We start from the raw sequence: 21,394 nt of genomic DNA, 5'->3' as shown, positions 1-21,394 counted from the left end.
CCCCCAAATGGGTGATGACATTTTAGCTTTATAGATGACACATTTATTTTATACAGCAACACATCGTTCCAGACGGTGAATTCTAGATTTCCTCAAAAATTTTGTAAAGCTCAAGATGTCATCTTTTTTATCATTATGTTCGTCTTTGTCGCAAAAACAACGTGTTGGACGGCGCTTTGTGGTGATGACATGTTTGTTTTATAGATGACATCTGAGCTTTATGTCGTTTTATACCGTTCTGGACGGCATCCAGGTAATTGAATTCTTCAAATCCATAAAGCTCAAGATGTCCATACAGTGGTTTATGCAGTTTTTGAGGCTACCACGCGTGCGTGTAAAATGTGATTTTTGTCGATCTGGACGCACAAAACCCGCCTTATCGGCGGGTTAGGAGGGGGTGCTGACATTTTGATCTTTATAGTGACATCTCCAGCTTAATTCGACAGCTACTGGCTGAGCGTACCGATGATGCTGAACATGGGCAAAAACATCCCCGCCACGATGGTCCCGACGATGCCGCCCAGGAAGACGATCATGATCGGCTCGATGGCCGCCGTCATGCTTTCGACGGCCTCATCAACTTCACGGTCATAGAAGTCGCCCACCTTGGAGAGCATCGAGTCCAGCGCGCCGGTTTCCTCTCCAATGGCGATCATGCTGACCACCATCGGCGGAAAGACCTTGCTGGTCGCCAGACTGGAACTCATCTGCTCGCCGACCATCACCACGTTCTTGGCGTTCTCGATGGTCTCCTCGATGATGGCGTTGTCTGCCGTGCCCTTGGTGATTTCCAGCGCCTCGATGATGTTCACGCCGCTGCTGATCAGCAGGCCGAAGGTGCGCGCGAAGGACGCGATGGCGCTTTTCTGGGTCAGGTTGCCGAAAACGGGCAGCTTGAGCTTGATGTCGTCGATGACCATCCGGCCCTTGGGCATCTTGTACACCCAGCGGTAAATAAACGTGATGATCACCCCGAAAACCACCAGCAGCCAGGCCGAATTTTGCAGGAATTCCGACACCGCCATCAGCATCTTGGTGATGAAGGGCAGCGGCGCGTTGAGCTGCGCCAGGATGTTTGCGAACTGCGGCACGATGGTGGTCAGCAGGAAGTAGGTGATCAGGACGGCGAAGCCCAGCACCACCACCGGGTAGGTCAACGCGCTCTTGATCTTGCCGCGCAGCGCGAGTTCTTTTTCCTGAAAGGCGGCGACACGCTCCAGCACGGTATCCAGGGTGCCGCTGGTTTCCCCGGCGCGCACCAGATTGACATACAGGCGGTTAAAGACCTTGGGATACTTGGCGAGGGCCTCGCTCAGGGGGGTGCCCGCCTCCACCTCGCTGCGCAGGGCTTTCACGGTCTTCTGAAAACCCTTGTGTTCGATCTGACCCTGCAACACCGCCAGCGACTGCACCAGCGGCACCCCGGCGTTGATCAGTGTGGCAAGCTGTTTGCTGAAGATGGACACCTGCTTGAGGCTGGGCGGGCGGTCATCCAGAAAGGGAATCTTGAGGTCCGCGTTCAGGCCAGACTTGGGGGCCTTGATCTCGACGATCATCAGGTTCTTGGCCCGCAGGGTGTCGCGGACCTGGGCCTCCGTTTCGGCCTCCATCTGGGATTTCAGGACTTTGCCGGAGCGGTCGCGCACGCGGTATTCGAAGACGGCCATATTGGGGCCAGTATAATCTGGAGCGGTCTTGCGCTGGCCTTACAAGCGCCGCATCCTATGCCTGAATCCCAGACCTTTTTTGCCCCAAATGACGCCGCTCCTGCGGTGGACGCTGCCTGGGCTGTCCTTCAGCGGGGCGGTGTGGTGGCCTATCCCAGCGAGACGGTCTGGGGGCTGGCCATTCTCCCGGATCACCCGGAAGGTGTGGAGCGTCTGTACGCGGTCAAGGGCCGCGCCGCCAGTCGCCCGGTGCAGGTGTCGTGTCAGGACGCCCTCGCCGCGCTGGAACTGGCCCAGCCGGACGCGGCTCTCTCGGCCCTGTCCACGCTGTGGCCCGGCCCATTGACCCTGGTGACCCCGGCCCTGCCAGGCACGCCGTCCACGCTGGCCCCCGGTGGTCTGGTGGGGCTGCGGGTGCCGTCCCATCCACTGGCGCTGGCCTTGCTGCGGCGCTGCGGCGGACGGCTGCTGACCACCAGTTGCAATCCCAGCGGCCAGCCCCCGGCCCTGTCGGCGGCCCAGGCGCAGGACATGGCGCTGGCGGATTTCGTGCTGCCTGACCTGCAATACGGGAATGTGGACGGGCGGCCAGTTGGTGGGCAGGCCAGCACCGTGGTCCAGTTGCCCGCAGGTGTGGTGCTGCGCTCCGGTCCATTGGACGGCGCAGTGGCCGCGCTGCTGGCCGGACTGCGAACGTGACGGAGGCCAGTTCCCCGCCCCGGTTGTCCGCCCTGATCGGTGCAGCGCTGCTGGCTGCCGGGCGGCCCGTGACCGCGCGTGAACTGGCCGAGACGCTGGACATTCCCGAGGCCACCGCCGTGCGGGAACTGGAGGCGTTCGCGCATACCCTGGCGGCGGCCCATCTGGGCTTCGTGGCCGAGGCCGTGGCGGGAGGCTGGCGTTTGATCGTGCCGCCCGCGCTGGCTGCCCGTCTGTCGCCGCTGCTGGCCCCGCCGCCGCTGCCCGCGCTGAGCAGCGCCGCGCTGGAGGTGCTGGCGGTGATCGCCTACCGCCAGCCCGTGACCCGCGCCGAGATCGAGGCCATGCGCGGCGGCAGCGCAGGCACAGTGGTGACCTTGCAGGAACGTGAACTGGTCAAGGTGGTGGGCCGCTCGGACGCAGTGGGCGGCCCGCTGCTGTACGGGACCACCGCGCGCTTCCTGCTGGACTTCGGCCTGGGTGGGCTGGAAGACCTTCCGGCGTTGCAGGACGGCGGGTTCTCCCACCTGTTGCGCGGCTAGGAAGTGGCTGGAGTGGGCGTCGGGGGTATCCGGGTGGAGTCCCCCCCCGGAGGGCGCGTTGACTTCTGGCCTTTGCCGTTACACTCACTGTGCAAATAGACCCACTGTACAAACGCGACCTGCCCCCAACACCCCCATGAATAACACCACCAGCCTCGAAACCTTTGATTTCCTGCAATTGATGTACCTGCTGAGCGAGCAGGGCCGCACGGGCGTGCTGACCGTTCACCGCGCGGACGGGCCGTTTCAGGCGTTTCTGGAAGGCCAGCGGGTCCGGCACTTCCAGTTCGCGGCCCAGACCGGGGTGCCCGCCCTGCTGCGCCTGCTGCGTGATCCGCAGGGCCGCTTTCAGTTCGACGAGGGCGTGGTGCATCCCAATCCGCTGCTGAACGTCAATCTGGACGACGTGGCGCTGGAGGTGCTGGACGGTCTGCCGGAAAAACCGCTGCCCTACACCGGCCCGGCCAAGCTCACCTCGCCGGAACGGGTGGCGCGCATCCGCTGGGGCCTCAAGGAACAGGCGATTCTCAAGCAGATCGAGGTCCAGCGGCCTGTGTCCGTGCTGTCGCAGGACCCCGACGCCCGCAAGCTGCTGCAAAAGATGCACCAGATCAAGCTGATCGCGCCGCGCAAGTCCCGCGTGGCCCGCCTGAGCGTGGCCGTGACCCGCGAGGTCCGGGGCGTGGCTGTTATCGACGAACTGATTCTCAAGCGCTGGAAGGAGGACATGCTGCGCCCGCCACAGGACATCGCCATCAGAACCGACGACGGGCAGGTCCATACCCTGCCGGTGCGCGGCGGCCCGAACCTGTCCAACTCTTTGCTGATTCCTGCCGAACTGCTGATGAGAACCGGCCTGCGCGCCGGGGACAGCGTGCTGGTGCGCCCCGCGTGAGCTGGGCCGGGTGAACTGACTCGGGTGATCTGGGTCCCGTTGCCCGGAACCGCAATCGGGTAGCCTCGGCGCATGACCCGGACTTCCCACCTTCCCGCCCAGACCGTGAAACTGGCCGTGATCCAGATGCACGTCACTGACACGCTGGACGACAACGTGGCCCGCGCCCAGGCGCATGTGCGCGACGCTGCCGCTCAGGGCGCGCAGGTGATCCTGCTGCCCGAACTGTTCGAGAACCTGTATTTCTGTCAGGTGGAGCGCGAGGACTACTTCGCCCTGGCCCACCCGCAGGAGGCCCATCCCTTTATCGGGCGCTTCCAGAATCTGGCGCGTGAATTGGGCGTGGTGCTGCCCCTGAGCTATTTCGAGCGGGCCGGGCAGGCGCATTACAACAGTCTGGTCTGCATCGATGCGGACGGCAGCGTGCTGGGCAACTACCGCAAGACCCACATTCCCGACGGCCCCGGCTACGAGGAAAAGTATTACTTCAACCCCGGCGACACCGGCTTCAAGGTCTGGCCCACCCGCTTCGGGCGCGTCGGCGTGGGTATCTGCTGGGACCAGTGGTATCCCGAAACCGCCCGCGTGATGATGCTTCAGGGCGCGGACTTTCTGCTGTACCCCACCGCCATCGGCAGCGAACCCGCCGAGGTGGACACGCCAAACACCCACCACATGTGGCAGCGCGCGATGGTGGGCCACGCGGTCAGTAATTCCAGCTACGTGGCTGCGGCCAACCGCATCGGCACCGAAGTCGTTGGCGGGCTGAGTCAGACGTACTACGGGCACTCGTTCATCAGCGACTACACCGGAGAACTGATGGCCGAATTCGGCGACACCGACGAGGGCGCGCTGACCCATACCCTGAATCTGGCCGAGGCCCGTAAATTCCGCGCGGGCATGGGCTTTTTCCGGGACCGACGCCCGGAGCTGTACGGTCCGCTGCTGACCGTGGACGGGGTGACGCGGCGGGGCTGAATCTGGAGAGAAGGCCCCTCAAACTTTCTGGCCTGCAATGGAGATCATGCAAGGGAGGTCAGATCAGAGTGGGATGGGGGAGTCCACAGGCCAGCTTGGTTTTCCTGCGCTTTTGCTCAGGAGGCCCCATCTTTCTGTCGCTGATCAGGCCAGAATCTCAGAGTGAGGCGAATTTTCAGCCTCCACGCTGATATCAGGGCTTCTGAACCGCGTAGGGACTGTTCAGCACGCGCCTGGCTCCCCGGTAGCGCGGTGCCCAGTAGCGGTCCGCCATCAGGGTGTCCAGCGAGACCTTGCCCTGGTAGCTGTTGGCGCTGACGAAGGTGTCGGCCCCCAGGTAGATGCCCACGTGTGAAATGCGTCCGCCGCCCGCCGTATCGAAGAACACCAGATCGCCGGGTTGCAGTTGGTCTGCCGCCACCGGCTGACCCACCCGCGCCTGATCGGCGCTGACGCGGGGCAGCCGCACGCCCAGCGGCGTGAAGACCTGCAACACGAAGCCGCTGCAATCCAGTCCGCTGCGGGTGGTGCCGCCGTAGCGGTACGGCGTGCCCAGCAGCGCCATCGCCATGCCCCGCCAGTCGCCGGGCAGCGTGGCGACAGAGGGAACGTCCGGTTCTGCTGGGTTGGGAATGGCTGGCCCTTCTTCTGCGGGCAGGGGCTGGCCGGAGAGTGGCTCGCTCGGCAGCGGTTGACTGGGCAGCGTTTGGCTGGGCAGTGGCGCGGGTGGCTGGGCGGCGCTCAGAACGGGCGGCGCAGTCAGGGTGGAGGACAGCGAGAGGACCGGCACCATAACCAGTGGCCCTGAAGCAAGAGGCCCTGGCGTGGGGGCCAGGGCGACGGGTGCGGACTGTGTGGGGGGCAGCGTGGCGTTGGCGGGCAACAGCAGCACCTGACCCACCTCCAGAATCGCGCCTTCCGGCAGGGCGTTCTCGGCCAGAATCGCGTCCACGCTGACGCTATAGCGCCTGGAAAGGGCGTACAGCGTTTCTTTGGCCGCGACGATATGGCGCGCCGTTCTGGAGACCCGTAGAATCTGGCCGATTTTCAGGTCAGGGCTTCGCAGGCCGTTCAGCGCCAGCAAGGCCTCCACGCTGATGCCCGCGCGCTTTGCGACGGCGTACGCGGTGTCTTTGGCCTGAATGGTGACGGTCACGCCCTGGAATCCGCTGGCCTGTGCCCCGGCCAGCCCTCCCAGGGACAGCAGGGCGCTGAGCATCAGGGCGGAAAGGGGCAGGACGGTGGACTTTGGACGCATCGGATTCAGGCTCGCAGGGGGCGATGACAGGGACTGACGGGGATGTGTTGGAGATAAGATTGTGCGTACCGTAACACATCATGAAGGATTGAAAAAGGAGAGAGAGATGAGAAACGTCATCCAAAAGATGTTTGACAGGTGGCCAATCATGCGGTGTGTGAAGAATTCCGAAGTCCTCATCGCCCCTTTAATCGGCTGTCCAGGCTGACATTCTTCCGGGCGGCGGGCGTATGGTGGGCGGGTGTTTGCGCGTGTCGGCGAGTGGCGGATCAATACCTTCAGGGCGCTCCAGCATCCCAACTACCGCCGCTACTGGTTCTCGCAGTTGCTGTCGCTGGTGGGATCGTGGATGCAGGCCACCGCGCAGCAGTATCTGGTGCTGGAGTTGTCTGGAGGCAGCAGCGCGGCGCTGGGCTACGTGACCGTGGCGCAGTTCATGCCCAGCCTGCTGCTGTCGCTGTTTGCCGGGGCGGTCGTGGACCGCGTTCCCCGGCGGCGGGTGCTGCTGACCACCCAGATCGTTTTGCTTGTGACTGGGCTGATCCTGGCAGTCACCACCCATCTGGGCGTCGTGTCGCTGCCGCTGGTCATGGTTCTGGCCTTCATCTCGGGTTGTGCTAACGCCTTCGACATGCCCGCCCGCCAGAGCATGGTGGTGGACTTCGTCCCGCGCGAGGCCGTGACCAACGCGGTGGCCCTGAACAGCCTGTCGTTCAACGTCAGCCGCACGCTGGGGCAGGCGCTGTTCGGGGTGGTGGCGGTGCTGGGGATTCGGCTGCTGGCGGGCGGGGACGCCACGAACATCGCCCGGCTGGCCTTTCCTTTTTACCTGAACGTGGTGTCGTTCGGGGCGGTGATCTACGTCCTCTCGACCCTGCCGTTCCCTGCCCGTCCGGGTCTGGAGCGCAGCAAGGTGTCCGACGACATCCGCGAGGGTCTGCGCTACGTCCGCGCCACGCCGCCGGTCCGCAACGTGATGCTGCTGGTAGGGCTGATGAGCCTGACCGTCATCAATTTCAACATCATCATTCCCTACTTTGCCCGTGTGGTCTACGGCGAGCGCGAGGCGGCCTTCGGCCTGCTGTCGGCCTTTTTTGGGGTGGGGGCGATGGGCGGCGCGCTGTGGCAGGCCAGCAAGCCCAATCCGGTGCGGAACCTGCGTTACGGCGCGGTGATTCTGATTGCCTCTACCGTCGCGCTGGCACTGACGCCTGGCTCGGTGCTGGCCGCGCCCGTGCTGGCCGCCTGCGGTTTCGGGATGCTCACGTTGCTGGTCAGCGCCAACAGCACCGTGCAACTGACCATTCCCGATCACCTGCGCGGGCGCGTGATGAGCCTGTATTCCTTCGTGCTGGTGGGGATGGGGCCGCCCGGCGCGCTGCTGTCCAGCGCACTGATCAACAAGGACGGTCCGCTCGGCTCGCGCTGGGGTCTGATCGTGCTGGCCGCGCTGGGGCTGATCTCTCTGCTGGCGCTGTGGCGCAGGCTGCCGCGCAAATTGGAAGAGCCGAAAGTGGCAGCGGACTGACCGGGCCGCCAGCTTGCCCCCTCTTTCTCAACCCGGTTCAAATCCTGCCCCGCGCGCAGACTGTTATGCTTGACACATGGTTTCAGACCGCACCCACGAACATTCGCAAGTGCTGATCACCTGGACGCTGATCGTGATCGGCATCGGCGCGGTGATCGGCATCGGCACCGCCGCCGCCCTGATGGCGCGCAAGGACCGGCCCCTGCTCGACGATCCCGACGCGCCGCTGTTCATCTGAGTGGCCATGATGTTCCACGCAACCCTCTTCCCAGTGGAGAGGGGTTTGTCATCTCTGCCGTCTAGAACGGCCAGACGCGCGGAATGATCAGCAGGGACACTGCGAAGGTCACCAGCGTCAGGCCGGAGCCGACGCGCACGAAATCCATGAAGGTGTAGCGTCCGGGGCCGTAGACCAGCATGCACGACGGCTCCAGCGGCGTGATGAACGAGTTGCTGGCCGCAATCGTGATCCCGATGATGAAGGGGCGCGGGTCATAGCCCAGCGTCTTGGCGGTGCCGATCGCCAGCGGCAGCATCACCAGCGCCGCCGCCTGATTGCTCATCGGCTGGGTCAGCGCCACCGTGACCACGAACAGCGCGGCCAGCAGGCCATAGGGTCCCAGCGGCTCCAGCACGCCCGACAGCGCCCCGGTCAGGACGCTCGCCGCCCCGGTGGCTTCAAAGGCCGCGCCGAAGGCCAGCATGGAGGCGATCAGCACGATGATCGGCCACTCCACCGCGCCGTAGGCTTCCTCCGGCGAGATCAGGCGGAAGGCCAGACTCAGGGCGACGGCCACCACCACGGCCACCGCCAGCGGCACGACGCCGAATGCGCCCAGACCAATTGCGCCGGCGAACAGGGCCACCGCCAGCGGCGCGCGGCGCGGGTCACGCACGCGCTCGGTCAGGTCACCCATGACGGCCAGATAATCGCCCAGTGAGTCGATGCGTGCAGCATTCCCCTGGATCAGCAGCAGGTCGCCCACGGCCAGCCGCACACCTCCCAGCCGCTCGAAGTGCTGCGCGCGGCGGTGCAGGGCCAGCACCGAGACGCCGTAGCGTTCGCGGAAGCGGCCCTCCTTGAGCGTGCGCCCCAGCAGCGGTGAACCGGGCAGCACCACAGCTTCGATCAGTCTCACGTCCCCGGCCTCTCCTGGCTCGGCGCGCAGCTTCTGCTCGGACTTGCTGACCACCCCCAGCGTGCTTTTCCCGGCCAGGATGCGTTCGGTCTGGCCCTCTACCGCCAGCGTGTCGCCGGACTGGACCATGAAATCCGGCCCCGGCGCATAAAAGGTCTGGTTGTCCCGCCGCACGGCCACCACCGTCAGCCCGTGATCGCGCCCCAGCCCGCTGTCCCGCAGCGCCTGATCCGCCAGCGGACTGCCGGGGGCCACCGTCAGGTCCGCCAGATAGGCGCGCAGCGAGTCTTCCAGCGCGGCCTCTCGGTCCGGCAGCAGGCGGGGGGCCACGAAGAACAGGTACAGCAGCCCCACCACGGCCACCGGCAGCCCCACCCAGGCCAGCTCGAAAAAGCCCAGCGGCGGCTGCCCGGTGGTGGGCAGCGCCCCCGAGACCACCAGATTGGTGCTGGTGCCGATGATCGTGATGGTTCCGCCCAGGATGCTGGCAAAGGCCAGCGGCATCAGCGCCCGCCCCGCGCCCATGCCCGCGCGCCTGGCCAGCCCCGCCACCACCGGCAGAAAGACGGCAGTGGTGGCGGTGTTGCTGGTAAAGGCGCTGATCCCGGCCACCGTGCCCAGCAGCCCGCGCAGCATGGCCGGGGCGTTGCGCGCGCGTCGGGCCAGCGACACCCCGATCCACTCGATCACCCCCGCCCGCAGCAGCACCCGCGTCAGGATGAACAGTGAGGCGATAGTCAGTACCGTGTCGCTGCCAAAGCCCGCGAACGCCTGTTTGGGCGTGACCAGCCCGGTCAGCATCAGGGCCGAAAGCAGGCCCAGGGCGGTGACGTCCACCGGCAGCCATTCGGTGGCAAACAGCACCAGCGCGGCCACGAAGAGAATCAGAATCAGGGTTACGGGGTCCATGAATTCACCTGTGGATCATCGGAAGTGGGGGAGGAGCAGAGAAGGGGGGCAAAGGGGGTCTGGAACTGTCCAGAGTGTGCGCGGGGCCAGGGTCGGTCAGATGAGACGGTCTAGATCATGTCCAGAGACGGTTTTCAAAGTCGGCGCACAGGCCCTGGCGGGACGTGCCGGTGCCACTCCTCTCGACAACCGCCGCCCGCGCGGTGGTACGGATACGGCGGCGCTGATACTGTGATCTGGCACCGGCTTTCGCCCCATGCCTCATTCCTCAAGGAGTTTCCATGCCCACCGTTCACGTCTTTGCCCGCGATCACATCAACACCGACGAGATCATTCCCGCCCGCCACCTGACCACCGATGTGGAGGCCGAGCTGGCGAAATTTGCGATGGAGGATTACGACAAGACCTTCGTGAAGCGCGTCCAGCCCGGCGATCTCATCGTGGCTGGGGCGGACTTCGGCTGTGGCAGCAGCCGCGAACACGCCGTCTGGGCCTTGCGCGGTGCAGGTGTGAGCGCAGTCATTGCCCCCAACTTCGCGCGCATCTATTACCGCAATTCCATCAACAACGGTTTTCTGGCGCTGGAATGTGACGGCATCGTGGAAGCCTTTCAGGACGGTGACAATGCCGATCTGGACTTGCAGGCGGGCACGGTGACCAACACGCGCACCGGGCAGGCCCTGACCTTCGTGCCGGTGCCGCAGTTTGCGCTGGACGTGCAGAAGGCGGGCGGCTGGCTGGAATACATGAAAGAACACGACGCCGCCGATCTGGCTGCTGAATTAGAGGGCGAGACGTTGAAGGCAAAGAGTACCGAGGCAGGCCACGGCCACCCCGGCGAGCGTTCAGAAGAGGAGAAAACCCATGCCTAAGATTGTTACGTTGCCCGGCGACGGAATCGGCCCTGAAGTCACCGCCGCCGCCGTGGAAGTGCTGCGCGAGGTGGCCCCGGACCTGACCTTCGAGGAACACGCCATCGGCGGGATGGCCTATGACGCGCACGGCGATCCCTTTCCGCAGATTACCCGCGACGCGCTGGCCGACGCCGACGCCGTACTGCTGGGCACCGTGGGCGGCCCGCAGAACAGCCCCTGGAACAGCCTGCCGCGCCCAATGCGCCCCGAGAGCGGATTGCTGGCCCTCCGCAAGGCGCTGGGCTGCTACGCCAACCTGCGTCCGGTGCGCGTGCAGCCGGGCCTGGAACACCTGTCGCCCCTGAAGCCCGAACTGGCGCGCGGCGTGGACATCCTGATCGTGCGCGAGCTGCTGGGCGGCGTGTATTTCGATCAGGACCGCAAGATCGACGGTGACACCGCCTACAACACCATGCGCTACACCACCCCCGAGGTGGAGCGCGTGGCGAGAATGGCCTTCTGGGCCGCCGAGCAGCGCAAGGGCCGCGTGACCAGCGTGGACAAGGCCAACGTGCTGGAAGTCAGCGAGTTGTGGCGGCGCGACGTGCAGGCGCTGCGTGACCGCGAGTACCGTAACATCCACCTGAACCACGAGTACGTGGACAGCGTCGCCATGCTGATCGTCTCCGATCCCAGCCGCTACGACGTGATCGTCACGGAAAACCTGTTCGGCGACATCCTGAGCGATCTGGCCGCCGTGATCCCCGGCAGCCTGGGCCTGATGCCCAGCGCGAGCTTAGGCGACGGTGCGGGCCTGTTCGAGCCGATTCACGGCAGCGCCCCCGACATCGCCGGGAAAGGGATCGCCAATCCCGCCGCCGCCATCATGAGCGCCGCCATGCTGCTGCGCCACGGCCTGGGGCGCAGCGACGCCGCCAACCAGATCGAGCGCGCCGTGGCCCTGGCCCTGCGCGAGGAACCTACCCGCGATCTGGGCGGCAAGGCGGATACCAGAACCTTCACTAACGCCGTGCTGGAAGCGATGGGCACGCCCGTCGGCTGATCGACTGGGGCTGGGGAGAGGCGGGGCCATCCAGCGCCCCGCCTCTTTCCCGTTTTTCCTGTGCCAGCCAGACGCTATCCTGCCCGTATGCGACTGGTCAGAATGCAGCACGGCGGCGGGGCTTCCTGGGGAGAAGTGGAGGGCGAAACGGTGCAGTTCACCGACGGTATGGGCGGGCCGCGCACAGGCCAGAGCGCTCCGCTGGACACGGCGGCGCTGCTGGCCCCCGCCGAGCCGTCCAAGATCGTCTGCGTGGGCCGCAATTACCTGGACCACATCCGCGAACTGGGCAACGACACGGGCGACCTGCCCACCGAACCCGGCATCTTTTTAAAAGGCCCCAACACCCTGGCTGAACCGGGCGGCACGGTGAACGCCCCAGACTGGAGCGACAACTTTCACTTCGAGGGTGAGCTGGCGCTGGTGATCGGCACGCGGGCGCAGGGGCTGACGCCGGAGAATGCGCTGGCCGCTGTCGCCGGGTACACCTGCGGGCTGGATCTGACCGCGCGGGACCGCCAGAAGACGGACCTGCAATGGTTCCGGGCCAAGGCGGCGGACCGTTTCTGCCCGCTGGGGCCGTGGCTGGAGACCGAACTGGACCCGGCGGACCTACGCGTGCAGACCCGCGTGAACGGCGACACGCTGCAAGACAGCCGCACCAGTCTGATGATCTTCGACGTGCCCGCGATCCTGGCCTACGTGACCCGCTTCGTGACGCTGGAGCCGGGTGACGTGGTGTTGACCGGCACACCCTCGGGCGTTGGTCCCCTGAAGTCGGGCGACACGGTGGAGGTGGAGGTGGAGGGCGTCGGGGTGCTGGTCACGCAGATCGGCTGAGGTCTGGCCCCACGCGTATCTCGGCTCTTTCCCCAGCCCAGGCGCTAGCCTGTGCGCGTGACTCCCGCCGACAAGCACGCCGCCCACCCTACAAACTATGACCTGACCACCCTGGCTGCCCGCGCGGGCGAGGAGGCCCGACCCAACGCGTCCGCGCCGCTCGTCGAGCCGATCTACCAGTCCACCGTCTACGCTTTTGCCGATCTGGACGCGCTGGACGGGGCCATGAGCGGCGCGGAACCTGCCGCCTTTTACTACCGCAACGGCACCCCCAACGGCGCGAGTCTGGAACGCGCCCTGGCCGTACTGGAAGGCACTGAGGCCGCATTGGTGGCCGCTAGCGGCATGGCCGCAATCAGCGCCGCCTTTCTGGGCGTCCTGAAAACAGGCGATCACGTCATCACCGACGCCCGCGTGTACGGCGTGACCTATGCCCTGCTGGCCGAGGAATTCCCGCGTCTGGGCATTGAGGTTTCCTTCGTGGACGCCTGCGATCTGAACGAGGTGGAGGCGGCCTTCCGTCCCAACACCAGACTTGTGCATGTCGAGAGCCTGACCAATCCGCTGCTGACCGTGCCGGACGTGCCCGCCCTGGCAAAGCTGGCGCACGAGCGTGACGCGCTCCTGAGCGTGGACAACACCTTCGCCAGCCCCGCCGTCTTCCGCCCGGCCCTGCACGGCGCGGACCTGATCACCCACAGTGTCAGCAAGTACCTCAGTGGGCATAGCACCGCGTTCGGCGGCGTGCTGTGTGCCCGCGCCGATCTGGTGGCGCTGGCCCGCACGCGGCTGCTGCGGCTGGGCGGCACCATGTCCGCCTTCGATGCCTGGATGACCATGCAGGGCCTCAAGACGCTGGGCCTGCGGATGCGGGCGCATTCCGGCAACGCGCAGGCCGTGGCCGACGTGCTGGTCAACCACCCGCGCGTGGGGGCGGTCTACCACCCCGGCCTGTCCGATCACCCGCAGTTTCATCTGGCGATGGACCTGTATCCCAACGGCTTCGGCGGGATGCTGGCCGCCGACATCGAGGACGCCCCCGCGTTTGTCAAGGCGCTGGCTGGGCGCATTCCCCTGGCCCCCAGTCTGGCCGACGTGATCACCACCCTGTCTTGGCCGTGGGGCACCTCGCACCGTGCGTTGCCCGAGGCCGAACGCCGCCGCCTGGGCATCACGCCGGGGCTGCTGCGGATCAGCGTGGGCATCGAGGACATCGGCGACCTGCTGGGCGATTTCGAGAGCGCGCTGGAAGGCTGAAGTTAGAGCAGTTCTCCAAATTGCGCCACCGGAAGAGAAGACTTCCGGTGACTCCATTCTCTGCTTTGCACTCGTCGTGAACAGTCGCCCCTGGGGACGCCACTCCTCAGCTTTGCAAGTCCGTCCTGCTCGGTAAAAGTCACTCGCTTCGCTCGGTCATCAAAATGGTCTTTTTATAACAACTGCTCTAAGGCAGCGGCAGCCGCGTGGGAACGGGGGCCGCATATTCGGGCTTGAGTGGAGAAATCTGCTGTCTCAGGGGCCGGAGCGTTGGGGAATAGCAGCGGTCTGTGCCCCGCTCGTCCGCTCTGAAGGCGGGCGTCTGGCCCGGTTTGACCCACAACTGGTACTGCCGGATGCTTGCCAGGCCCGCCCCCTCGGGTTGACCGGGTTCGCACCTCTGCGTCGCCGCCGTGAAGCGGTGGGGCGTGGTGGGCAGGCCCCCGGCAGCCACCCGCCTGAAATCCCAGACGTTCAGCCATTTCAGGCCCACGCCCGCGTCTCCAAAGTTTTCCAGCATCGCCAGTTCGCGCAGGCCGTCGCGGTTGATGTCCAGCACGCTGTAGACCTCGCTGATCGCGCTGGCCTCGAAGGCGACGTGCAGCACGGGTGTTCCGGCGCGCGTGATCAGCAGACCCACCGTGTCTCCCATGTAGATCAGGCAAGTCTGATAAACCAGGGCCGTTTCCTGCGCGCCCGCTTTCAGGAACGGTCCCGGCGCACGCCCAATCAGTTTCGGCGCGGCAAAACGTTCTCCCAGCGCGCAATCTTCCCCTCCGCGCAGAGCGGCGGCCCGTCCGATCAGCGCGCGTTCTTGGGGAGTGGCCTGCGGCGGCGTGAGTGTCCGCTCCGCGCTATACAGCACGCGCCAGCCTGCCTGGGCATCTGCTCCGCTTCCCATCACCATCAAGGAGGCCAAGCCCGCCATCACCCTGCTCAGGAGATTCATGCTCCAGCGTAACAGGTGTGGGCCAACGGTCAGTCGGGGCGAGTGGTGGCGCGGACGGTTCTGCACGAAACAGACGGAATCCGTATGAGGCCACCACCCGGCTCTTCAAAGCCCTGGAGAGCCGGGTCCGCGCCTGAACGGTTGAAGCCGCCCTTCCGCTCTGCCCCACTTTCCTGGCCCGCCAATTCAGAATCGGGCCGTCTATACTGGGCCGTGTGAAGCCCATTGGCCCCTACGTGGCAGTTCAGGCCCTGCCTCCCCCGGCGAATGGGGTGGCGGCGGCTGACAGCCCCATTCAGACCTTTCGGGCCACGGACCGGCTGACTGGAATCCCTGTTCTGCTGCACGTCTTACCCTATGCACAGGGGCTGCCGGATGTGCCGTTCTCGCCCCATCTGTTGCCGGTGGTAGACAGCGGTGTGGACGGCGAACAGGCGTATCTGGTGACCGAACTGCCGCTTCAGGCCCACCCCGCCCAGGACCCGGAACTGGCCGCGCGCGGCGCACTGGCGGCCCTGGGTGCGCTGCACGGGAGCGGCATGGCACACGGCGGCGTCAGCGGGGCACAGCTCTGGAACCATGATGGTGGGGTGGCCCTGGCCGGGGCGGGCCTGCCCTGGCGCGAGGACGCCACCCCGCAGGGTGACCTGAGCGATCTGGCCCTGACCTTACAGGCGCTGGGCGCGCTACCGGAGGCCCTGCGGCCCCTGCTTGAGCAGCCCGGTTCCCTGAGCGCGCACGGAGCGCTGGCGCTGCTCGGCGGTGATGTGGCAGAGCAGGCGCGGAAAACGGCGGGGCAGCATGAAGCCGCAGTGGAGTTGCCGCTGGATCAGCCCGCCGCGCTGGGTCAGCCGTCGGAAGAAAAGGCCGCAGCCATCCTGTCCGGGGCTTCTGGCTCCGAGGTGTCGGAAGGCCAACCTGTTGATCCGCCGCCCTCCCCTGTGCCTCCTGGAAAGGATGCGGCCTCCAGCCCGTCTGGGACCGGAGGTCGGGGAATCGACAGCGAGGGGAGTGCCGTTGAGGGGAGTGTCGTTGGGTCTGCCCAGACCGAGACTGCAAGGCCCGCGTCTGACCAGGGACAGATTTCGGTGGTCTCTCCCTTTTCCAACGCGCCGACGGGGCAGTCGGAAACACCGCAGGAGCGCCGCAGACGCCAGAACGACGAGCGTCAGGAGCAGGCCGCATTGGACAGCCAGGCCGCCGCCGAGCGCCGGGCCGCGCACCTGAGAGAACAGAGCGAACAGGAAACGCGTGAGATTGCACAGGCCGCTGAATTGGCCGCGCTGGGTGTGCCGGTGCCCGAGCCGTTTCAGATGGGCTTCACGGCTGACAGCGCAGATGATGCAGGTGGCGCTGTCCCTGGTGTGCCACCGCGTCAGGTCGAGCGCCTGCCCGCCTCTCTGCGGCGTCCGGGCGGGGAAGCCGTAGACGGCGCGGGGAAGGTGCAGCGGCTGCCAGAGGTGGGCGGCATTGCCGGAACTCCGGCGCGGCGTGATCTTCCGCCGATCCGTATCGGCTGGGATGAGGACGACTCCTGGCGGGTGGTCCGAACCGCCCCCAAGAGTAGTCAGCCCTCGCCACTGCTGCGCTGGGTGCCGCTGGTACTGGTGGTCATCGTGTTGCTGGGCGCGGCCCTGCTGTGGGCGCTACGCCCCTCCGGCGTGGCCTCTACAACCGCTGGCAGCACTGCCCTGGGCGCACCGTGCTGCAACGTGGACTTTACCCTGCGCGGTGCGGCGGGCGTCACAGCCCAGTTAAACGTCGTCTCAGCTCCGGCCAGCGCCAGACTGGCGTCGAACCAGACCCTGGGTCTTGCGCCTGGGAAGGTGAACTTTCCAGTTCAGGGAACGTATAAGTTGAACGTGGTCGCCGAGGGCTACCAGTCTGCGCCGCTGACCGTCGTCGTTCCACGCACGCAGCCCGTGACCATCGATCTGGGCAATTGATCTGCGGCATTAGAGATCTGGCACACTTTCTGTTCCACGAAGTCCCGGAGATGTTCGGCGCAGGTGGTGCGGATTCTGTCTCGCGTTCCGAGCCGCCCTGACAGTTGTGGCCTCAAGAAGAGAAAGAGGAGACGGGCATTACTGCCGCCTCCTCTTTCTGTCGTCCTAATTTGTGTACCGACTACCGTGAGAATACGCTGATCTGCAAGAACAGGTAAGTGGCAGGTACGGCGAACAGCAGGCTGTCGATGCGGTCCAGAAAACCGCCGTGGCCGGGCAGGCTGGTGCCGCTGTCCTTGGTTTTCAGGGCGCGTTTGACCAGGCTCTCGGCCAGATCGCCGAGCTGGCTGGCGCTGGCCACTAGAATGGAGTACAGCAGCGATTCCAGCGGGGACCAGATGCCAGTCAGGCTGGCAATCGCCAGCACGATCAGAAAGCCCGCCAGCAGCCCGCCGATGGCCCCCTCCACGGTCTTACCGGGGCTGACCTCCGGGGCCAGTTTGCGGCGTCCGAAGTAATAACCGCCGAAAAAGCCCCCGATGTCGGCGGCGAACGTCGCCAGCAGCGGCAGCGCGAAGTACAGCAGGCCCGCCGTGGCGTCCGGGCTGTAGCGCAGCAGTAGAAAGTAGCCCAGCAGCCACGGAATGTACAGCAGCCCGAACACGCTGTAGACCACCCGTTCCAGCGGGCGTTCGCCGGGGCGTACCACCTCCATGACCAGCAGGTAGGCCACCGCCACCGTCAGAACCACCTCGCGCCAGGAACCGCCGGGCCAGGGTGGGGTCTGTGCCCACACCGGTAGGCTGGCGACGATGATGGCGGCGGCAAACACGCCCAGACTGCCCCGCCGTACGTCGATGTCGTTGCGGTCCAGCATGCGGATGTACTCGTACAGGCTCATCACCGAGACGAACACCAGCGCCGGAAGCATGGCCCACCAGCCGATCCACACGATGCCGCTCACGATGGCGAAGCCCACCACAGAGGTCAGGACGCGGGTACTCAGCGTTTCCATGACCCTTCCTGACGGCGCGTCTTCTGACGGCGGGGCGCAATGGAAAACGTGGAGCGTGGTGACCTTTCACGGTCCACGCTCCACAGGCCACGTCCGGGCGCAGCTTTCACCCGAGGATTTCCTGCTCCTTCTTCTGGAAGGTGCTGTCCACGCGTGCGATGAATTCGTCGGTGATCTTCTGCACGTCGGCCTCGCCGCGCTTGATGTCGTCGTCGCCGATGCCTTCGAGCTTCTTGACGTCGTCCAGCGAGTGCTTGCGCAGGTTGCGCACGGCGATGCGGGCGTCCTCGGCGTAGGTCCGGGCGTTCTTGACCAGATCCTTGCGGCGTTCCTCGGTCAGCACGGGCATGCTTAGGAAGATGGTGTCGCCCTTGTTGTTGGGATTCAGCCCCAGATCGCTGTCGCGGATGGCCTTCTCGATGGGGGCCAGTGCGCCCCGGTCCCAGGGCGTGATGACCAGCGTGCGCGCGTCGGGGGTGCTGACGCTGGCGACCTGATCGATGGGCATGGACTGGCCGTAGTAGTCCACCACGATGCGCTTGAGGATGCCGGGATTGGCTCGGCCCGTGCGCAGGACGCTCAGGCTGTTTTCCAGCGACTCGATGGCCTTGCCCATCTTCTCGCGGGTCTCGGCCTGGATGGTTTTCATGTCGGACATGGGGAAACACTCCTTTGAATGATTGGAGGCGAATGTGTGATGGGCCAGAGTTTAGCGTGTAGAAGCGGCGGGGACGAGGCGCGGTTCTTCATCTTCGCCTGTCCCAAGTGGTCCACACGCCTAGCTCTGGATCAGCGTGCCGACCCGTTCGCCCCGGAACAGCCGTTCCAGATTGCCCGGCTCGAACAGATCGAAGACCACGATGGGCAGGCCCTTGTCCATGCACAGGGTGATGGCGGTGGCGTCCATGACGGCCAGACGACGCTCCACGACCTCATGGTGGGTCAGGGTGTCGTATTTGACCGCCCCTGGATTTTTCTGCGGATCGCTGTCGTACACGCCGTCCACCTTGTTCTTGGCCATCAGCACCACTTCCGCGCCTATTTCCAGGGCGCGCAGGGTGCTGGTGGTGTCGGTGGTGAAGAACGGTGCGCCGTTGCCCCCGCCGAAGATGACCACGCGGCCCTTTTCCAGGTGACGCATGGCCCGGCGGCGGATGTACGGCTCGGCCACCGCCGCCATCGGAATGGCGCTCATGACGCGGGTGGGGCGTCCGGCGGTTTCCATCGCGTCTTGCAGGGCCATCGCGTTCATTACGGTGCCCAGCATCCCGATGTAGTCGGCGGTGGCCGGGTCCATGCCCACGCCGTTGCGCGCCCCGCGCCAGAAGTTGCCGCCGCCGATCACGATGGCCAGTTCCACATCGCTGCCCTCCAGTGAAGTGGAGATCAGCCGGGCGAGGCGGGCGGTGGTGTCGGGACTGATGCCGAAGCCCTCCTCTCCGGCCAGGAATTCACCGGAGAGTTTGAGCAGAACGCGCTTGAACATGGGCATGGGATACCACCTCGCAGACAGGAAAAAGTGTCAGAGAAAAGCCCGGCAGCCGCTGGGGCCACCGGGGAACGAAAGGCCCGAAAAAAGGGACGGTCATTTCTGCCGCCCCTCTTTTAAATTACGAACCGATCTCGAAGCGGACGAAGTTGCTGACCGTGGCGTCACCCAGGTACTTGCCCACCGTCATGGAGTTGTCCTTGACGAACTTCTGCTCGGGCAGCACTTTTTCCTCGTAGAACTTGCCGATCTGACCGCTCACGATCTTCTCGACGATCTGCTGGGGCTTGCCCTCGTTGAGCGCTTTATTGGTCAGGATCTCGCGCTCCTTCTCGATGTCGTCGCTGTTGACCTGCTCGCGCTTCAGGTACTGCGGGTTCTCGGCGGCCACGTGCAGGGCCACGTCCTTGGCCTGGGCCGCGTCGCCGCCGTCCAGATCCACCAGCACGCCGATCTTGCCGTTGCTGTGAACATAGCCGGCGATCTGCTGGCCTTCCATATAGGTCACCCGGTTCAGCACCAGATTCTCGCCGATGCGGCCAGCGGCGGCGGCCAGCACGGTGCCCACCATTTCGCCGTCGTCCATCTTGAAGTTCTTGAACTCCTCGACGTCGCTGGTTTTGGCCTGGAGTGCGGCTGCGGCCAGTCTTTCCACGAGCTTCTGGAAGTCGGCGTTGCGGGCCACGAAGTCGGTCTCGCTGTTGATTTCCACCATCGCGGCGGTCTTGCCGTCCACCACAAAGCGCACCAGACCCTCGCGGGCTTCACGGTCCGACTTCTTGGCAGCCTTGACGATGCCGCGTTCGCGCAGCAGGGCCACTGCCTTGTCCTCGTCGTTGCCCGCGTCGGCCAGGGCCTTCTTGACGTCCATCATGCCCGCGCCCGTCATTTCGCGCAGTTTCTTGATTGATTGCAGCATAGTGATTCCTCCTGAAAAGTGTTTAGAGCAGGGTATTGAGAGCAAAAATAGGGGGCGCGGCCCGCTCACCGCGCAGCGACGCCCCCCACCAATGAGCGGGTTTAGCTGCGGCCCTGGGTGCTGGTGACCTGGGCAGTGTCGCCCTCGGTACCCTGCTCAGCGTTCTTCATGTCGGCGTTTTCGCCTTCCACGCGCTCGCCGGACACGTCCTCACCGCCGCCACGCGCCTCGACCAGCAGGTCACCGATGCGGTGCGTGATGAGCTGGATGCTGCGGATGGCGTCGTCGTTGCCGGGCACGATGTAGTCGATCACGTCGGGATCGCTGTCGGTGTCGGCCAGCGCGATCACGGGAATGCCCAGCTTGTTGGCTTCCTTGACGGCGATGACTTCCTTGGTGGGGTCCACCACGAAGATCGCGTCGGGCAGGCGGTTCATCTTGCGGATGCCGCCCACGAAGCGCAGCAGACGCTCGCGCTCGGTGGACAGCGCAATGCGCTCGGCCTTACCACGGTCATTGATGCGCTCGGACTCGAACAGATCGTCCAGTTCGTTCAGACGGTCAATGCGGGTGCGCATGGTCTTGAAGTTGGTGAGCATTCCGCCCAGCCAGCGGCTGGTCACAAACGGCATCCCGGTGCGGCGCGCTTCCAGCTCCACGATCTCCTGCGCCTGCTTCTTGGTGCCGACGAACAGGATGACGCCACCGCGCTCCGCGAGTTCCTTGATGAAATCGAAGCTGCGGTCCACCTGCTTGAGGGTCTTTTGCAGGTCGATGATGAAAATACCGTTGCGTTCGGCGAAGATGAACCGCTTGAACTTGGGGTTCCAGCGCTTGGTTTCGTGACCGAAGTGAACTCCGGCTTCCAGCAGTTGCTTCATGCTGATGTAGGACATGTGGCTCCGTAAGCGTTGAGTGGGAAGAGTTTGCCAGTTTCGTGCCAGCCCAGCGTCTGTTCTCGCTCTGTTTGTCGTGAACGCTGTGGGCCAGGCCGATGCGCGACGCTTGAGCGCGCACGGCGGGTCACGGGGGCACCCAACCGAGGAGTATAGCGCGTCTGGAGATGGGAGGGAAGTCTTGAATTCGCCTGTTCCAATGGTTCGGACAGTTTTGACCACCCTCAAGCCGCTTTGACCCCCAAATCCAGCGGCCTGGACGGATGTTTTCCTAATTCGGCAAATCGTGCCTGGAGACCTAGATTGCTCAGTATTCGCCACGCAAAGAGCCGGTTGAAGGCCCGCCGCTTGATGTCTTCGTAGGAAAACACCAGTGAAGTGGCCGGGCGACCCTGGAGGCCAGCGGCCTCCAGCAGCACTTCTGCCCGTCCCAGACTGAGCGCGAAGAACGCAGTATTCCAATGGTTCTCCAGAGCCTGCGTCTGACGAAGCTGGCAGGTGGTCAGCCCTGCAAACTGTTTTGCATCGCGGAACACGAACTCCAACTGGAA

General features: G+C 65.0%; 20 protein-coding genes and 1 pseudogene. 11 read left to right on the top strand and 10 right to left on the bottom strand.

The genetic code is table 11. From position 1 onward, the window contains the following. Positions 1–446: 446 nt before the first annotated feature. A complete protein-coding gene (gene pilC / locus Q319_RS0105240; protein ID WP_029480998.1) occupies positions 447–1,667 on the bottom strand; it encodes a type IV pilus assembly protein PilC in 1,221 nt (406 codons plus the stop codon). 57 nt (positions 1,668–1,724) lie between these two features. On the opposite strand from pilC, the gene Q319_RS0105235 reads away from it, so the two are divergent. From Q319_RS0105235 to aguB, 4 genes are all read left to right on the top strand, one after another. Then, positions 1,725–2,366 carry an L-threonylcarbamoyladenylate synthase gene (locus Q319_RS0105235; protein ID WP_051655127.1) on the top strand — a complete coding sequence of 214 codons (642 nt, stop codon included), beginning with the start codon at positions 1,725–1,727 and terminating at the stop codon, positions 2,364–2,366. Further along, entirely contained in the window at positions 2,363–2,908 is a 546-nt protein-coding gene (gene scpB / locus Q319_RS0105230) for an SMC-Scp complex subunit ScpB (RefSeq protein WP_156039178.1), read from the top strand. Before Q319_RS0105235 ends, scpB begins: the two co-directional genes overlap by 4 nt. A gap of 136 nt (positions 2,909–3,044) precedes the next feature. Next, the gene (locus Q319_RS0105225) at positions 3,045–3,803 is read left to right on the top strand and encodes a DUF4388 domain-containing protein (RefSeq protein ID WP_029480994.1); all 759 of its coding nucleotides are present in this window, start codon (positions 3,045–3,047) and stop codon (positions 3,801–3,803) included. Positions 3,804–3,875: 72 nt separating this feature from the next. Beyond that, positions 3,876–4,781: an N-carbamoylputrescine amidase gene (aguB, locus tag Q319_RS0105220; RefSeq protein ID WP_029480992.1), complete on the top strand. Its 906-nt coding sequence runs from the start codon at positions 3,876–3,878 to the stop codon at positions 4,779–4,781. A gap of 193 nt (positions 4,782–4,974) precedes the next feature. Here the strand turns inward: aguB and Q319_RS0105215 are convergent, their stop codons facing one another. Beyond that, a complete protein-coding gene (locus Q319_RS0105215; RefSeq protein ID WP_029480991.1) occupies positions 4,975–6,039 on the bottom strand; it encodes a C40 family peptidase in 1,065 nt (354 codons plus the stop codon). A 241-nt stretch (positions 6,040–6,280) separates the two neighbouring features. Here Q319_RS0105215 and Q319_RS0105210 point away from each other — a divergent pair, with 241 nt between their 5' ends. Next, positions 6,281–7,567 (top strand): MFS transporter, encoded by a 1,287-nt coding sequence (locus tag Q319_RS0105210; protein ID WP_029480988.1) that lies wholly within the window; start codon positions 6,281–6,283, stop codon positions 7,565–7,567. A 76-nt stretch (positions 7,568–7,643) separates the two neighbouring features. Beyond that, on the top strand, positions 7,644–7,805 hold the full coding sequence (locus tag Q319_RS28095) for a hypothetical protein (protein ID WP_169739084.1): 162 nt from the start codon (positions 7,644–7,646) through the stop codon (positions 7,803–7,805). 61 nt (positions 7,806–7,866) lie between these two features. Here the strand turns inward: Q319_RS28095 and Q319_RS0105200 are convergent, their stop codons facing one another. Next, positions 7,867–9,615 (bottom strand): SLC13 family permease, encoded by a 1,749-nt coding sequence (locus tag Q319_RS0105200; RefSeq protein ID WP_029480987.1) that lies wholly within the window; start codon positions 9,613–9,615, stop codon positions 7,867–7,869. A gap of 281 nt (positions 9,616–9,896) precedes the next feature. Here Q319_RS0105200 and Q319_RS0105195 point away from each other — a divergent pair, with 281 nt between their 5' ends. From Q319_RS0105195 to Q319_RS0105180, 4 genes are all read left to right on the top strand, one after another. Next, positions 9,897–10,487: a 3-isopropylmalate dehydratase small subunit gene (locus tag Q319_RS0105195; protein ID WP_029480986.1), complete on the top strand. Its 591-nt coding sequence runs from the start codon at positions 9,897–9,899 to the stop codon at positions 10,485–10,487. Further along, positions 10,480–11,532, top strand: coding sequence for a 3-isopropylmalate dehydrogenase (leuB, locus tag Q319_RS0105190; RefSeq protein WP_029480984.1), 1,053 nt, complete (start codon positions 10,480–10,482; stop codon positions 11,530–11,532). Before Q319_RS0105195 ends, leuB begins: the two co-directional genes overlap by 8 nt. A gap of 87 nt (positions 11,533–11,619) precedes the next feature. Next, on the top strand, positions 11,620–12,372 hold the full coding sequence (locus Q319_RS0105185) for a fumarylacetoacetate hydrolase family protein (RefSeq protein ID WP_029480983.1): 753 nt from the start codon (positions 11,620–11,622) through the stop codon (positions 12,370–12,372). Between the two features lie 57 nt (positions 12,373–12,429). Further along, positions 12,430–13,629 (top strand): trans-sulfuration enzyme family protein, encoded by a 1,200-nt coding sequence (locus tag Q319_RS0105180; RefSeq protein WP_051655132.1) that lies wholly within the window; start codon positions 12,430–12,432, stop codon positions 13,627–13,629. Positions 13,630–13,816: 187 nt separating this feature from the next. Here the strand turns inward: Q319_RS0105180 and Q319_RS0105175 are convergent, their stop codons facing one another. Further along, entirely contained in the window at positions 13,817–14,578 is a 762-nt protein-coding gene (locus Q319_RS0105175) for a hypothetical protein (RefSeq protein ID WP_029480981.1), read from the bottom strand. 215 nt (positions 14,579–14,793) lie between these two features. Between Q319_RS0105175 and Q319_RS0105170 the strand changes: the two genes are divergently transcribed. Further along, positions 14,794–16,524 (top strand): hypothetical protein, encoded by a 1,731-nt coding sequence (locus Q319_RS0105170; RefSeq protein WP_029480980.1) that lies wholly within the window; start codon positions 14,794–14,796, stop codon positions 16,522–16,524. 181 nt (positions 16,525–16,705) lie between these two features. Here the strand turns inward: Q319_RS0105170 and Q319_RS0105165 are convergent, their stop codons facing one another. The 6 genes and pseudogenes from Q319_RS0105165 to Q319_RS0105140 form a co-directional block, all read right to left on the bottom strand. Continuing rightward, a complete protein-coding gene (locus Q319_RS0105165; protein ID WP_029480979.1) occupies positions 16,706–17,539 on the bottom strand; it encodes a phosphatidate cytidylyltransferase in 834 nt (277 codons plus the stop codon). Between the two features lie 106 nt (positions 17,540–17,645). Beyond that, positions 17,646–18,197, bottom strand: a complete 552-nt coding sequence (gene frr, locus Q319_RS0105160) for a ribosome recycling factor (protein ID WP_029480978.1) — start codon at positions 18,195–18,197, stop codon at positions 17,646–17,648. Positions 18,198–18,317: 120 nt separating this feature from the next. Continuing rightward, positions 18,318–19,025: a UMP kinase gene (gene pyrH / locus Q319_RS0105155; RefSeq protein ID WP_029480977.1), complete on the bottom strand. Its 708-nt coding sequence runs from the start codon at positions 19,023–19,025 to the stop codon at positions 18,318–18,320. A 124-nt stretch (positions 19,026–19,149) separates the two neighbouring features. Further along, entirely contained in the window at positions 19,150–19,947 is a 798-nt protein-coding gene (gene tsf, locus Q319_RS0105150; protein WP_029480976.1) for a translation elongation factor Ts, read from the bottom strand. A gap of 101 nt (positions 19,948–20,048) precedes the next feature. Continuing rightward, positions 20,049–20,843: a 30S ribosomal protein S2 gene (rpsB, locus tag Q319_RS0105145; RefSeq protein WP_029480974.1), complete on the bottom strand. Its 795-nt coding sequence runs from the start codon at positions 20,841–20,843 to the stop codon at positions 20,049–20,051. Between the two features lie 224 nt (positions 20,844–21,067). Beyond that, a pseudogene (locus tag Q319_RS0105140) lies at positions 21,068–21,394 on the bottom strand (IS4 family transposase); the annotation flags it as partial.

Source organism: Deinococcus marmoris DSM 12784, assembly GCF_000701405.1.
GTDB classification, from domain to species: domain Bacteria; phylum Deinococcota; class Deinococci; order Deinococcales; family Deinococcaceae; genus Deinococcus; species Deinococcus marmoris.
This window is presented reverse-complemented; position numbering and strand designations above follow the sequence as displayed.

Excerpts from the sequence above, each read along its gene's own strand:
- Q319_RS0105175 (WP_029480981.1), bottom strand. The coding sequence starts at position 14,578 with ATGAATCTCCTGAGCAGGGTGATGGCGGGCTTGGCCTCCTTGATGGTG.
- tsf (WP_029480976.1), bottom strand. The coding sequence starts at position 19,947 with ATGCTGCAATCAATCAAGAAACTGCGCGAAATGACGGGCGCGGGCATG.
- rpsB (WP_029480974.1), bottom strand. The coding sequence starts at position 20,843 with ATGTCCTACATCAGCATGAAGCAACTGCTGGAAGCCGGAGTTCACTTC.
- pilC (WP_029480998.1), bottom strand. The coding sequence starts at position 1,667 with ATGGCCGTCTTCGAATACCGCGTGCGCGACCGCTCCGGCAAAGTCCTG.
- aguB (WP_029480992.1), top strand. The coding sequence starts at position 3,876 with ATGACCCGGACTTCCCACCTTCCCGCCCAGACCGTGAAACTGGCCGTG.
- leuB (WP_029480984.1), top strand. The coding sequence starts at position 10,480 with ATGCCTAAGATTGTTACGTTGCCCGGCGACGGAATCGGCCCTGAAGTC.
- Q319_RS28095 (WP_169739084.1), top strand. The coding sequence starts at position 7,644 with ATGGTTTCAGACCGCACCCACGAACATTCGCAAGTGCTGATCACCTGG.
- Q319_RS0105215 (WP_029480991.1), bottom strand. The coding sequence starts at position 6,039 with ATGCGTCCAAAGTCCACCGTCCTGCCCCTTTCCGCCCTGATGCTCAGC.
- frr (WP_029480978.1), bottom strand. The coding sequence starts at position 18,197 with ATGTCCGACATGAAAACCATCCAGGCCGAGACCCGCGAGAAGATGGGC.
- Q319_RS0105165 (WP_029480979.1), bottom strand. The coding sequence starts at position 17,539 with ATGGAAACGCTGAGTACCCGCGTCCTGACCTCTGTGGTGGGCTTCGCC.
- Q319_RS0105200 (WP_029480987.1), bottom strand. The coding sequence starts at position 9,615 with ATGGACCCCGTAACCCTGATTCTGATTCTCTTCGTGGCCGCGCTGGTG.
- Q319_RS0105195 (WP_029480986.1), top strand. The coding sequence starts at position 9,897 with ATGCCCACCGTTCACGTCTTTGCCCGCGATCACATCAACACCGACGAG.
- Q319_RS0105225 (WP_029480994.1), top strand. The coding sequence starts at position 3,045 with ATGAATAACACCACCAGCCTCGAAACCTTTGATTTCCTGCAATTGATG.
- Q319_RS0105235 (WP_051655127.1), top strand. The coding sequence starts at position 1,725 with ATGCCTGAATCCCAGACCTTTTTTGCCCCAAATGACGCCGCTCCTGCG.
- Q319_RS0105185 (WP_029480983.1), top strand. The coding sequence starts at position 11,620 with ATGCGACTGGTCAGAATGCAGCACGGCGGCGGGGCTTCCTGGGGAGAA.
- pyrH (WP_029480977.1), bottom strand. The coding sequence starts at position 19,025 with ATGTTCAAGCGCGTTCTGCTCAAACTCTCCGGTGAATTCCTGGCCGGA.